The organism is Candidatus Auribacterota bacterium (assembly GCA_026392035.1).
Classification (GTDB): Bacteria; Auribacterota; Tritonobacteria; order UBA1439; family UBA1439; genus JAPLCX01.
The window spans coordinates 1-12,659 of record JAPLCX010000029.1; the positions used below are offsets into that span (position 1 = coordinate 1).

At 58.7% G+C, this 12,659-nt stretch carries 12 protein-coding genes; all 12 read left to right on the top strand.

Going from position 1 to position 12,659, the window contains the following annotated elements:
* Window positions 1-142 precede the first annotated feature (142 nt).
* The 12 genes from NTX71_02870 to NTX71_02925 all read left to right on the top strand — a co-directional run bounded on the left by NTX71_02870 (window position 143) and on the right by NTX71_02925 (window position 12,497).
* On the top strand, window positions 143-613 hold the full coding sequence (locus NTX71_02870) for a GNAT family N-acetyltransferase (GenBank protein ID MCX6338847.1): 471 nt from the start codon (window positions 143-145) through the stop codon (window positions 611-613).
* Between the two features lie 356 nt (window positions 614-969).
* A complete protein-coding gene (gene infC, locus NTX71_02875) occupies window positions 970-1,599 on the top strand; it encodes a translation initiation factor IF-3 (protein MCX6338848.1) in 630 nt (209 codons plus the stop codon).
* Window positions 1,532-1,729, top strand: a complete 198-nt coding sequence (gene rpmI, locus NTX71_02880) for a 50S ribosomal protein L35 (GenBank protein ID MCX6338849.1) — start codon at window positions 1,532-1,534, stop codon at window positions 1,727-1,729. The genes infC and rpmI overlap by 68 nt, the downstream gene beginning before the upstream one ends.
* 148 nt (window positions 1,730-1,877) lie before the next feature.
* The gene (gene rplT, locus NTX71_02885) at window positions 1,878-2,231 is read left to right on the top strand and encodes a 50S ribosomal protein L20 (protein MCX6338850.1); all 354 of its coding nucleotides are present in this window, start codon (window positions 1,878-1,880) and stop codon (window positions 2,229-2,231) included.
* Between the two features lie 322 nt (window positions 2,232-2,553).
* Window positions 2,554-3,573 (top strand): phenylalanine--tRNA ligase subunit alpha, encoded by a 1,020-nt coding sequence (gene pheS, locus NTX71_02890; protein ID MCX6338851.1) that lies wholly within the window; start codon window positions 2,554-2,556, stop codon window positions 3,571-3,573.
* A 109-nt stretch (window positions 3,574-3,682) separates the two neighbouring features.
* The gene (gene pheT, locus NTX71_02895) at window positions 3,683-6,079 is read left to right on the top strand and encodes a phenylalanine--tRNA ligase subunit beta (protein ID MCX6338852.1); all 2,397 of its coding nucleotides are present in this window, start codon (window positions 3,683-3,685) and stop codon (window positions 6,077-6,079) included.
* Between the two features lie 49 nt (window positions 6,080-6,128).
* Window positions 6,129-7,481, top strand: a complete 1,353-nt coding sequence (locus NTX71_02900; protein ID MCX6338853.1) for a replication-associated recombination protein A — start codon at window positions 6,129-6,131, stop codon at window positions 7,479-7,481.
* Window positions 7,459-8,082 carry a 5-formyltetrahydrofolate cyclo-ligase gene (locus NTX71_02905; protein ID MCX6338854.1) on the top strand — a complete coding sequence of 208 codons (624 nt, stop codon included), beginning with the start codon at window positions 7,459-7,461 and terminating at the stop codon, window positions 8,080-8,082. Before NTX71_02900 ends, NTX71_02905 begins: the two co-directional genes overlap by 23 nt.
* Before the next feature lie 130 nt (window positions 8,083-8,212).
* A complete protein-coding gene (gene rny / locus NTX71_02910) occupies window positions 8,213-9,784 on the top strand; it encodes a ribonuclease Y (protein ID MCX6338855.1) in 1,572 nt (523 codons plus the stop codon).
* Window positions 9,785-9,887: 103 nt separating this feature from the next.
* Entirely contained in the window at window positions 9,888-10,679 is a 792-nt protein-coding gene (locus tag NTX71_02915; protein MCX6338856.1) for a TIGR00282 family metallophosphoesterase, read from the top strand.
* A gap of 108 nt (window positions 10,680-10,787) precedes the next feature.
* Window positions 10,788-12,008: an exodeoxyribonuclease VII large subunit gene (xseA, locus tag NTX71_02920; protein ID MCX6338857.1), complete on the top strand. Its 1,221-nt coding sequence runs from the start codon at window positions 10,788-10,790 to the stop codon at window positions 12,006-12,008.
* Between the two features lie 153 nt (window positions 12,009-12,161).
* Window positions 12,162-12,497: an exodeoxyribonuclease VII small subunit gene (locus tag NTX71_02925; protein ID MCX6338858.1), complete on the top strand. Its 336-nt coding sequence runs from the start codon at window positions 12,162-12,164 to the stop codon at window positions 12,495-12,497.
* Window positions 12,498-12,659 lie beyond the last annotated feature (162 nt).

Sequence of the window (12,659 nt, forward strand, 5' to 3'; positions counted from 1 at the left end):
GCATGAATCTGGCCACGGCGGCGAAGAGAATCTGACCAGGGGCGGGAGGGGAAGTCTCTTTCAGGTATGAAGGGGGAGATAATAGCCGGTGCTCTCGCGTATACAATCCGAAAAATACTTTTTCAGGAGACCCTAATTATAAATGAAATGCATAATAAAGCCAGCAACCCAATCCGATGTCAAAAGTATTGTCGATTTATGGAAGGAGATGTTCGACTTCCATAGAGAACGCGATAAGCATTTCACTAGATCAGGTATAGCTCATGAGAATTATAAGAAACGTATTATAGAAAGCTTTACATCGAAAGATTTTTACATTCTAGTGGCCGAAGTTAATAAAGCTATTGTTGGTTACTGTTTAGCAAGTATAGCCAAATATCCACCCTTTTTTGAGGTTGAGAACTATGGGACAATTTTCGATCTGGTAGTCACACGAGATTATCGCAAAGAAGGTATCGGAGAAAACCTGTTACAAGAAGCATATAACTGGTTTTCTAAGAAGGGCACAAAAAGGGTAGAAGTAAGAGTTGCCACATCAAATGAAGTTGCGAACAAATTTTGGAGGAAAATGGGTTTTACACCCTATATGGAAATCCTATATTTAGAAAAATAAGGATTCGGGGGATTCGGGGTCGGATTCGGGGTCGCACCACGATATCTTATTTGCCATGAAGTGCTTATGTGATTTTTGGCCCTTTAAAAGTGGCTTAGCTGCGTTTTTTAGACCTTAAAATTGCCTGTAAGAAATGCTCATGGGAACAGCCACCTTGCTGATGCGAATGTGCGAACGCGCGCGTGTTCGCTCCTCAACGCCTCCCTCACAGCAGGGTTGCTGCTCAACTCAGCCGGTAGGCTAATTTTCAGCTTGTGCGGAACGCTTCGGATTGTTATAATTCTCCGATAATCAGGGAAAATGTGGTTCGGGCTTGATGAATCAAGCCCCTACAATTTTAATGTATAGCAAGGGAGGTGATACGCATTCGGTCATTCATAAGGATCAACGGGCAAATCAGGGCCAAGATGGTTCGGACCATCGATAAAGACGGCGCGCAGGCGGGGGTACTGCCTATTGATGAAGCACTGGCGCTCGCGAGAACGAGCGGGCTGGATCTCGTGGAGGTTGGTCCAACTATTGACCCGCCCGTCTGCAAGATCATGGATTTCGGCAAGTACCAGTACCAGCAGATGAAGAAGGACCGGGTGGCCAGAAAGAAACAGGTGGGAGGAAGGCTCAAAGAGATAAAATTACGCCCCCGGATCGAGGTTCACGACTACAACGTCAAGCTCAGGCAATGCAGGGAGTTTCTGGAGAAGGGGTGCAAGCTTAGGATTCGGCTCGTGTATCGAGGCAGAGAACTCGCCCACGTGGAACTGGGCACCAACCTCCTCAAGCGCCTCGGGGAGGATTTGAAGGATGTCGGCCACGTTGAGGTGCCACCCAAGAATTTCGGCAAGAACGTGGTGATGATGTTCGGACCGCAGAAGGGGGGGAAGGCGCACCCCGCGGTTGAACAGAAGAAAGGCATAGGAGATGCCAAAACTGAAGACAAGCCGCTCGGCAGCGAAACGGTTCAAGATAACAAAGAGCGGAAAGGTTAGGAAAAAACAGGCGGGCGTCAGCCATATCCTCACGAAAAAGAGCCGCAATCGAAAGAGGAGGCTCAGGGGCACGAACATCCTGAGCGCCACGGAGACGAGGATGGTGAAGAGGGCTCTGCCGTACGGTTGAGCTGCGGTGGCACGGGTTCGATCATCAGGCGTGGTTCGGGGCGCGTTTCGCCAAACCCCGTGCGCGGGCTGATACCGCAGTGAGCCGCCGTGAGGAATTGTGAGGTTCAATAGTAGTTCGAGATGCCATTCCATGAGAGGAGGATCAATTGGTTAAGGTAGCTAAGGCCCCGGCTTCACGAGAGAGGCGAAGGAGGATTCTCAAGCGGGCGAAGGGATACCGGAGTGCGCGCGGGAGTCTGATCCGTCTGGCGACGGAAGCCGTGGAGCGTGGGCTCGCATATTCATACCGTGACCGCAAGGTGAGGAAGAGGGATTTCCGGAGCCTGTGGATTATACGCATTGGAGCGGCGTGCAAGGCTGAGGGGTTTTCATATTCGCGATTCATTGATGGATTGAAGAAGGCCAAGGTCAATCTCAACCGGAAGATCCTTGCCGACCTGGCGGTGCGCGACAGAGCGGTATTCCAGGAGCTGGTGAATGTGGCGAGGAAGCAGGGATAAGGGAGTAGGGGTTAGGGAATAAGAAGAAGTGAGTGATACGTAGTATCAGGGTAATCGAGGGAATACGATGGAGATGATTTGCTCCGTTTCCTATAGAGATCGGTCGGCTGCGAGCGCGTCTGGCGGTGTGTGTAGATACAAGTTACCCGATTAGCCCAAGGCAGGCCGTACCCTCGACCTCTTCTGCCCCCAGCGATTACTTCTCACGTCTTCTGCCCCCCCTTGGTGCCCTCAAAGCGGTTACTGGCTTCTGGCTTCTCAATACAACCAGCTTTTGATTGGTCGCCCAAACTGTCAACGCACAGGGAGCCGCACGAACCCCATGAGAGATAAAATAGAGTCTCTGCGCGCTGAGGCACGTGGCCTGATCGAGGAATGCTCCTCGCTCGAACTGCTTGACACATTGCGGGTGAGGTTTCTCGGGCGGAAGGGTGAGCTCACCGCCATGCTCCGCGGCCTGGGGATGTTGCCGGCCGAGCAGCGCCCCTTGCTCGGCCAGGCAATCAATAGTCTTAAGAATGACATCCGGGCCAAGATTGACTCCCGCCGCATCTTTCTCCGGCAGAAACAGGAAAAGCAGGAGTTCGCAAAAGGAATCGTTGATGTGACGCTCCCCGGCCTCCCGCAGATTCGCGGCGCGAAACATCCGATTTCTCTGGTGATGTCCCGACTGACGGATATATTCACCGGCCTTGGGTTTGTCGTCGAAGAAGGACCTGAGGCAGAGACAGACTATTACAATTTTAGCGCGCTCAATTTTCCTCCGGAGCATCCCGCGAAGGACATGCAGGCCACGCTCTACATCACGGATGAGCTCCTCATGCGCACGCACACTTCTCCCGTTCAGATCAGGGTCATGCAGCGCCAGAAGCCGCCGCTCCGCTGCATCATGCCGGGTCGCGTCTACCGCTGCGATAGCGATGTGTCTCATTCTCCCGTGTTCCACCAGGTCGAGGGATTGCTCGTCGGCGAGGGCGTGACCTTCGGCGAGCTCAAAGGTGTTCTGGCCTTTTTCGCGCAGAAGATGTTTGGAGCGGGAACGAGGATGCGCTTTCGACCGAGCTTCTTCCCGTTCACGGAACCCAGCGCGGAGATTGATATATCCTGTGTCATCTGCTCCGGAAAGGGCTGCAGGGTGTGCAAGGAAACCGGCTGGGTTGAGATCCTCGGGGCGGGCATGGTTCACCCCGCGGTCTTTGAAGCCGTCGGGTATGATCCCGAGCGCTACATCGGATACGCATTCGGCATGGGGGTCGAGCGTATTGCCATGCTCAAGTACCGGATCGATGATATCAGGCTGTTTTTCGAAAATGATGTGAGATTTTTGCAGCAATTCAAATGATCTATTTTCACCACGGAGACACGGAGTGTTAGGAAAAATATGTTGTTTATCTTTCACGTTTTGAACGCAGTCTCTGTGCCCTCCGTGCCTCCGTGGTGAGAGCAAAACTATGAAAGTATCTTTTAACTGGCTCAGAGAGTATGTTAATTGTCCCCTCAGCCCGGAAGAGCTGGCAGACCGCCTGACCATGCACGGTCTCGAGGTGGAAGCGGTCACCAGGCTGACGCCCGCGCTCAAGGGGATTGTCGTGGGAAGGGTCCTCAGCGTCGAGCCACACCCCCGCGCGGATCGGCTCTCGGTCTGCCGGGTGAGCGATGGAACGAGCGAGCTCACGATCGTGTGCGGGGCAAAAAACGTAACGGCGGGGGATGCCGCCCCCCTCGCGCGAGTGGGGGTTACGCTGCCCAACGGAACAACCATACGCCAGACAGCGCTCCGGGGGATCGCTTCGGAGGGCATGCTCTGCTCTGAGAGAGAACTCGAGCTGGGCGAAGACGCCGAGGGGATCATGATCCTGGCGGCACAGTCAATGCCGGGCCAGGATCTCTCTGAAGCGCTCCAGCTCAATGACAGTATTCTCGATGTCAATGTGACCCCGAACCGTCCTGACTGTCTCAGTGTGGTCGGCGTGGCGCGCGAGGCCGCGGCTATCCTGAAAAAACCGCTCATGCTGCCCCGCTGCCGGGTGAAAGAGAAGGGGGCTCGAGCGGCTTCTCGCGCGCGGGTGAGCATCGAGGATGGCGGCCTTTGCCCGCGCTACTGCGCCCGTGTCGTCACAAATGTCAGTGTCGGGCCTTCTCCCTTCTGGCTGCGTAACAGGCTGGGGGCGGTGGGAGTGAGGACGATCAATCTGATTGTGGACGCGACAAATTACGTGCTCATGGAATGCGGGCAGCCGCTGCACGCGTTTGACCTCCAGAAGATCAAGGGAGGCTGCGTCTTCGTGCGGCAGGCGCGGCGTGGAGAGAAGATCACCACGATCGACGGCAGGGAGCGCGCGCTCGACGAGGGGATGCTCGTCATCGCCGATTCAAAGGCCCCCCTCGCGGTTGCGGGTATCATGGGAGGTCTCCACAGCGAGGTTGGCAAAGAGACACGCGAGCTCCTCCTCGAGAGCGCGTGCTTCAAACCGCAATCCATACGGCGCACCTCCCAGAGGCTTAATCTCTCCAGCGAGTCGTCATACAGGTTCGAGCGTGGGGTGGATTACCACGGCCTTGTCCCTGCGCTGGACAGGGCCGCACAGCTCATCTCTGCACTGGGTGCGGGTGATCCCTGCACGGGCGTCATCGATCGCCGATCGACAGCCTGGCGCGCGAGGAGAGTGAAGCTCCGCATCCCGAGGTTGAACGCCGTCCTCGGTGCGAGGTTGTCAAAAGCGAGGGTGCGGGCCGATCTTGAACGCCTGGGCATGGGGGTGAGAGAACAGGGGAGAGTGGTGGTGGAGGTTGCGCCTCCCGCTTTTCGGGTTGACCTGTGCGGAGAGATCGACCTGGTCGAGGAAGTGGCCCGCATGGAAGGGTATGACCGGATCATCGCGGTGCCGCCGGTCGGCGTCGTGCCGGCGGGAGGGGGCGACCCCCGCACCATGGGTCGGGAAAAGGTGAGAGATGCGCTCTGCTCACTCGGTTTTTCTGAGGCGATCTGCCTCAGCTTTATGGGGCTCGCTGAGATGGATCGGCTGATGTGGGGCAAGCATGAACCGCTCCGGCGGGCGGTGAGGCTCAGGAACCCGGTGAGCGATGAGTTTGCCTATCTGAGAACCAGCATGCTCCCGCCGCTCATGCGGTGCCTGTCGCTCAACGCGAATCGCGGCAACAGCGATGCGCAACTGTTCGAACTGGGCACGGTTTTTTCCCCGCGCGAGGGTGGAGCGCCCCCCCTCGAAATGGAGAAGCTCGCGCTCGCGGCAATGGGGCTGGCCGGAATCCGATCGTGGTGCGCCCGGATGGCCGAGGTAGATTTTTTTTATCTTAAGGGAATGCTGGAAAATATGCTCACGGGAGCGGGCGCGGAGATCTCCGCAGCGCGTGCGTCGTTGCCGGGCTGCCATCCGGGCAGGTCGGCGACACTCAGTCGGAATGGCCTGCCATGGGGCTGGATCGGCGAGATCCATCCGCGCGTGGCGGAGGCGTACGGCATCAAAGCCCCTGTCATCTTCGCGGAGGTGGACCCGGCGCCCCTCTACACGGCACTCCTCGGGGAGAGGGTGTACCGACCGCTTCCGCGTTTCCCCGCCGTGAAAAGGGATATCGCGCTCGTCGCGGATGAACACGTCGAGGCAGCGGGGGTGATCGCGACCGTGAGGCGTGCCGTCCCGGGGCTCATCGAAGCCGTCGAGCTCTTCGATCTGTTCAGGGGGCAGCAGATTCCCCCGGGCAAGAAGGGGCTCGCCGTCTCCGTCACGCTGCGCGCTCCCGAGGCGACGCTGCGGGAGGAAGATATTGAAGCGGCGATGGAAAAAATCCGCGAGGCGCTGAGGGAGATGGGGTGCGAGATAAGATAACCACGGCCTAAAGTGTAAGGTATAAGGCCCAACGTGCAAGGCATGAAGCATGGATCTATTTGATACTGCGGCACAGGACACAGCGCACGCGCCGCTCGCGGCGAGGATGCGTCCGAGAACGCTCGAGGAATTTGAGGGGCAAACACACATCCTCGGCAAAGGGAAACTCCTCTCCCGGGCGATCGAATCGGACCGTATCGGTTCCATCATCCTCTGGGGGCCGCCCGGCACAGGGAAAACCACGCTCGCGGAGGTCACCGCCAACGCGACGCACAGTTGTTTTGAGAGGATGAGCGCCGTCATGGCGAACGTGGATATCCTGCGAAGGGCCATCTACAGCGCCGAGAACCGACTGCGGGAGAGGGGAGAGAAGACCATCATTTTTATAGACGAGATCCATCGCTTCAACAAGGCGCAACAGGACGTCCTCCTCCCGCACGTCGAGAGGGCGACCATCTCCCTGATCGGTGCGACCACGCACAATCCGTGTTTCTACGTCAACGCCCCGCTGCTCTCGCGCTCGCTCCTCTTCGAGCTGCGACCACTGGGGAGGGAAGAGCTGCGCGTGATCATCGACCGCGCACTCGCCGACCCCGAGCGTGGGCTGGGAAAGACGTCGGTGATTGTTGATGATCCCGCCATGGAGCATATCCTCGCGATATCCGACGGCGACGCGCGCAGGGCGCTCAACGCGATTGAGCGGGCGGTGCTCACCACCCCCCCGGGCAAGGACGGCTCCGCTCACGTTACCCTCGGCGTGGCCGAGGACTCTGTGCAGAGCAAGGCGGTCGTCTACGACAGGGACGAGGATGGACATTACGATACGATATCGGCGTTCATCAAGAGCATGCGCGGGTGCGACCCGGACGCGGCCCTCTACTGGATGGCGAAGATGATCCACGCGGGGGAGGACCCGCGATTCATCGCCAGGCGCATCATCATCTGCGCCGCTGAGGACGTGGGCAATGCCGACCCCCATGCCCTCCTCGTGGCGACGGCCGCGATGCAGGCCGTCGAGTTTGTCGGGATGCCCGAGGCGAGGATACCGCTGGCGCAGGCCGCCATCTACGTCGCCTGCGCCCCCAAGAGCAACGCCTCGTACAGCGGCATTGAAAAAGCCCTGGAGGGGGTCCGCACCCGCCCCACGATGGAGGTGCCCGACGCAATCAAGGGAACGGGCTATGCGGGCGCCGGGCGGCTCGGGCGCGGGAAGGGCTACACGTACGCACATGGCCCCCAGAGTCTCACGGGCGCGCCGGACCTCACCCCTGAGCCCGTCTCCTTCTACAAACCCTGGGCGAGCGGATACGAGAGGGTGATCAAAAGAAGATTGGAGTTGTGGCGCAGGAAGGGGAAGGGCAGGGCTGAGGCCGAGGCGAATGCAGCAGGAAAGAGGCATTGATGAAAAGGGCCGGATCCGGGCGGAGCTGTTGAAGAAGAGAGACAGCCTTCCGCCGGCCGAGCGCCGGCAGCTCAGCGAGCGGATCGCGAATGCGCTGAGGGGCCTTGACGAGTTCAGGAAGGCGCGGCGCATCATGTATTACGTGGCGGTGAGAGCTGAGGTGGAGACGGAGGAGCTGATACGGGGATGCCTCGCACGGGGAAAGAAGGTGAGCGTACCCTGCTGTGACCCCGCGAGCGGGCGCATCAGCGCGGCCGATATCAGGGATTTCGACCGTGACCTGGCTGCGGGATGCTACGGGATCCCCGAGCCCATCGGAGCGCGGAGAGAGACGGTCGCCGCGGCGGACATTGACCTCTTCATCGTCCCCGGCGTCGGCTTCGACTGGACGGGAGTGCGGCTGGGGTGGGGGAAAGGCTACTACGATTCTTTTCTCGCCGCGGCTGACGCGCGCGCGGTCAAAATCGGCCTCGCGTACGAAGCGCAGTTGCTGCCGCTCATCCAACCCCGTAGCCGCGATGTCGCCATGGACAAGATTGTCACCGAGGAGAGAGTGATCGATTGCAGGAAGATGCGGAGTTATATCAAACAGGCAAAATGACAAAATCCAAATGACAAAATAAATCCAAGAGACAAAATTCAAACAGCAAAACCTCGGCATTTGTCATTTGGTATTTGTCATTTGTGACTTGTCATTTGGTATTTGTCATTTAATAAAGGGGGTGATGGGTATGATCGCGTTCTTGAAAGAACAATTCCTTGCCCTGACCATCCTCGCCGCCGCGGCAGGAGCGTGCGCCGGTTACTTTGCCAGGCGCGTCATGGCTGACAAGAGGTTCTCGGATGCCGGTGCGCAGGCGAAGAAAATTCTCGATGATGCGGAGAGGGAGGCAAATAACAAGAAGAGGGAAGCGGAGATATACGCGAAGGACGAGCTGCACAAATCGCGCGCCGAGTTTGATCGTGAAACTAAGGACAGGCGCAAAGAGCTGACCGGCCTTGAGGCCCGCGTCGTGCAAAAAGAGGAGAACCTCGAGCGCAAGGTTGCCCTGCTGGAAAAGAAAGAGCAGACGCTCGCCAGGCTGGAGCGCGAGCGAGAGGCCCACGCGCAGGCCATGGAACAGAAACAGAAGGAGCTCGACGTCGTCCTGGAGGAGGAGAGGAAGCGGTTGCAGAAAGTGGCGGGGCTGAGCCGCGACGAGGCGAAGCAGCTGCTGCTCAACAAGCTCGAAGACGAAATCAGGCGCGACGCGGCGGCGATGGCGCGCCGCATCGAGGAGGAGGCAAAGGAAACTGCCGACAAACAGGCGAAGAAGATCATCTCACTGGCGATCCAGCGGTCCGCGGCAGACCACGTTTCAGAGATGACCGTAACGAGCGTACCCCTCCCCAACGATGAGATGAAGGGCCGGATCATCGGACGCGAGGGACGGAACATCCGCGCCATCGAGGCGGCCACCGGGGTTGATGTCATCATTGACGACACGCCGGGCGCGGTGGCGCTCTCCAGCTTCGATCCGATACGCAAAGAGATCGCCCGGATCACTCTGGAGCGGCTGATCGCGGACGGCCGGATCCACCCCGCGCGGATCGAGGAGATCGTGGAGAAGGTGAAGAATGAGATGGAGGACACCATCCGGGAGACCGGCAAGCAGGCCGCGTTTGATCTGGGCATCCACGACCTGCACCCCGAGCTCATCAGGCTGCTCGGACGGCTCAAGTTCAGGAGCAGTTACGGACAGAACGTGCTCCAGCATTCCAAAGAGGTGGCGCGCGCGATGGGGATCATGGCAGCCGAGCTCCAGCACGATATCAAGCTCGCCAAGCGTATCGGGATCCTCCATGATATCGGCAAGGCGGTTGACCATGAGGTGGAAGGGGCGCACGCGGTGATCGGGGCTGACATTGCGAAGAAATACGGTGAGTCTCCCGAGGTCGTCCACGCGATCGCGGCGCACCACAATGACGTGGAGCCCACTTCGATCTACGCGGTGCTCGCCTCCGCAGGCGATGCGATATCCGCGGCCAGGCCTGGGGCGCGGTCAGAAACGCTCGAGGCGTACATCAAGCGGCTGGAGAACCTGGAGAAAATCGCGATGGCGTTTCGGGGCGTCCACCACGCCTATGCCATCCAGGCGGGGCGTGAAATCAGGGTCATAGTCGAACCGGATAAGATCGACGACGACCAGGCCGTGCTGACCGCGCGTGATATCACCAAGAAGATTCAGGATGAGCTTGAGTATCCCGGCCAGGTCAAGGTGGTGGTCGTCAGGGAAACGCGGGCCGTGGAGTACGCCAAATAAAAAAACCAAATGACAAAATCCAAATGTCAAAACAAATCCAAATGACGAAATTCAAGTACCAATAGAACGGTATTTGTCATTTGTCATTCATGCAGGAGCACGCATGATTACTATCCTGATGTGCGGCGATATCGTCGGAAAGCCGGGGAGAACTGCGGTGAGGGAACTGCTCCCCGTCCTGAAAAAACGGTACTCGGTTGACTGTGTCATCGCCAACGCAGAGAACGCGGCCGGCGGGTCCGGCCTGACCCCCGACACGGTGAGCGAACTCATTTCCTCCGGAGTCCATGTGCTCACCTCGGGCGACCACATCTGGAAGAATAGAGCCGTGTACGAGATCATCGGGAGAGAGGAGCGGCTCCTGCGCCCCGCGAACTACCCCGTGGGGGTGCCGGGACGCGGGAGCGTGGTGATCACCGTCGGGAGCGGGGTGCGGGTAGGGGTGATCAACCTGCTCGGCCGCATTTTCATGAAGCCGGCTGAATGCCCATTCGCGGTCGCGATGAGGGAGTGTGACTCGATTCGAGCGGAGAGCCCCGTCATCATCGTTGATATCCACGCCGAGGCGACATCGGAAAAGATCGCCATGGGGCGTTATCTCGACGGAAAGGTGACCGCGGTGGCCGGCACGCACACGCACGTGCAGACTGCCGACGAGCAGATTCTCCCCGGCGGGACTGCGTACATCACCGACGTGGGAATGACCGGCCCCACTGTTTCAATTTTGGGGAGGGAGATCGAGCCGGTGGTCAGGCACTTTCTCACGCAGATGCCCGAGCGATTTGATGTGGCGAGTGAGGGAATCGAGTTCCAGGGCGTGCTCATACGCGCGGACGAGCATACCGGCAAAGCAGTGGGGATTGAGCGGATACGGGAGAAACTTGAAGACAAATAACAAATACCAAATGACAAATGCCGTTCTATTGGTACTTGAATTTTGTCATTTGGATTTGTTTTGTCATTCGGATTTTGTCATTTGTCATTTTTAAGTAGGCGGCGTGCAGTGTCTCAGCCAACAGGCAAAAAAATCTACAGTGTCAGCGAGCTCACCCGTGAGATCAAGGTGCTCCTGGAGGGGAGATTCCCCGGCGTGTGGGTTGAGGGAGAGATTTCAAACATCCGCAAACCGGGCTCGGGCCATATCTACTTCACGCTCAAGGATGAGGGGAGCCAGCTCCAGGCGGTGTTATATCGCTCCCAGCTCATGCGGAACAGATTTGATCTGCGGGACGGGCTGCAGGTGATCGCATTCGGCGACGTCTCCGTCTATGCGAGGGGGGGGCGCTACCAGCTCACCGTTGCGGAGATCGAGCCCAGGGGGCTCGGGGCGCTCCAGCTCGCCTTCGAGCAGCTCAAGCAGCGCCTGGCCCTGGAGGGCCTTTTCGCCCCGGAGAGGAAAAAGCCCATTCCCCTCCTGCCGGAACGGATAGGGATTGTCACCTCCCCCACGGGCGCTGCCATACGGGATATCCTCACGGTGATACAGCGCCGCTTCGCCAACGTGCGCATTCTCATCAGCCCGGCGCGCGTGCAGGGGGAAACGGCTGTGGGAGAGATTGCAGGCGCGATTGACGGATTCAACGCGCGCGCCGACGTGGACGTGATCATCGTCACGCGGGGGGGAGGCTCGCTGGAAGACCTCTGGGCATTCAACGAGGAAGCGGTCGCGCGGGCCATCGCCCGGTCGCGCATCCCGGTGATCTCGGCCGTCGGGCACGAGATAGATTACACCATCTCCGATTTTGTCGCCGATCTCCGGGTGCCGACCCCCTCGGCCGCCGCTGAACTGGTGATCGCCCAAAAGTCCGAATTGCAGGGAAAGATAGAAACGCTCGCCTCGAAACTCTCGTCGGCCATCAGCGAGAGGATCGCATCCCTGCGCAACCGGTGGCGCCTCTGTGAGCAGAGCTACGTGTTTCAGGCCCCGCGCACCATGGTGCGCCAGCACCAGCAGCTGCTGGACGAACTCGAGAGCAGGCTCCAGCGGTCGTTCCGCCATGCGATCGAGCTCATCCGGAACCGCCTGGGTGCGGTCGGGGGCAAGCTGGAGAGCCTCAGCCCGCTCGCGGTACTCGCGCGCGGGTACAGCGTGATCATTCGCGAGAAGGACGGTGCCGTCGTGAGCGCTGCCGGCCAGGTGGCCCGCGGCGATATCGTGCGCGCCCGCCTTCACCGCGGGGGTTTCACCGCCTCGGTGAGGGAAATAGTAGATACCACGCCGTAGGGTATGCGTTATACTAATCACAACCGACGATGTTCCATAAATGGCCACAGATGAGCACGGATAAACACAGATGAACATTGCGGCCGGAAGTTTAAGGCCACACGTACAAGGAAATGAGGTCACTGTAAACTTTCAACCGTAGTTGAGGTTCCCATGCCAAAGGATAAGAAATTAAAATTCGAGGACGCGCTCAAGCGACTGGAAGAGATCGTCGCCCTGATGGAGGATGAACATACTCCGCTGGAAGAAGCGCTCCGGCGCTACGAGGAGGGGATCGGGCTCGCCCGGTTCTGCGCGCACACGCTGGACGCAGCGGAGAAGAAGATTGAGATCCTGAGCAAGGGGGCTGATGGCAAGATCACTGCCGTACCATTTTCTGGCGCAGATACCGCTGAAGCCGCTGATGAGCGCCCGGCCCCTCTCCCGAAGCGGCGTTCCCCAGCCCCCCGGGCAGAGGAGCGGGACGGGAAGGAGCAGTTCCTCCTTTAGTCAGGGGTTTGATAAGTCCCGAAATAGCGGATAACAGGTCAAAACGTTCACCTGATGGGTGGAATGTAATCAGAAGTAATTCTCCCTGTAGGAGCTTGATCCTTCGGCTGAGTTTATACTGAGCGTAGCCGAAGTGCTCAGGACAAGTTTTATCAAGCCCGT

Bases quoted from the DNA above. Each gene is read 5' to 3' on its own strand.
- NTX71_02870 (MCX6338847.1), top strand. From the start codon at position 143: ATGAAATGCATAATAAAGCCAGCAACCCAATCCGATGTCAAAAGTATT.
- rpmI (MCX6338849.1), top strand. From the start codon at position 1,532: ATGCCAAAACTGAAGACAAGCCGCTCGGCAGCGAAACGGTTCAAGATA.
- pheS (MCX6338851.1), top strand. From the start codon at position 2,554: ATGAGAGATAAAATAGAGTCTCTGCGCGCTGAGGCACGTGGCCTGATC.
- pheT (MCX6338852.1), top strand. From the start codon at position 3,683: ATGAAAGTATCTTTTAACTGGCTCAGAGAGTATGTTAATTGTCCCCTC.
- NTX71_02900 (MCX6338853.1), top strand. From the start codon at position 6,129: ATGGATCTATTTGATACTGCGGCACAGGACACAGCGCACGCGCCGCTC.
- NTX71_02905 (MCX6338854.1), top strand. From the start codon at position 7,459: ATGCAGCAGGAAAGAGGCATTGATGAAAAGGGCCGGATCCGGGCGGAG.
- rny (MCX6338855.1), top strand. From the start codon at position 8,213: ATGATCGCGTTCTTGAAAGAACAATTCCTTGCCCTGACCATCCTCGCC.
- NTX71_02915 (MCX6338856.1), top strand. From the start codon at position 9,888: ATGATTACTATCCTGATGTGCGGCGATATCGTCGGAAAGCCGGGGAGA.
- NTX71_02925 (MCX6338858.1), top strand. From the start codon at position 12,162: ATGCCAAAGGATAAGAAATTAAAATTCGAGGACGCGCTCAAGCGACTG.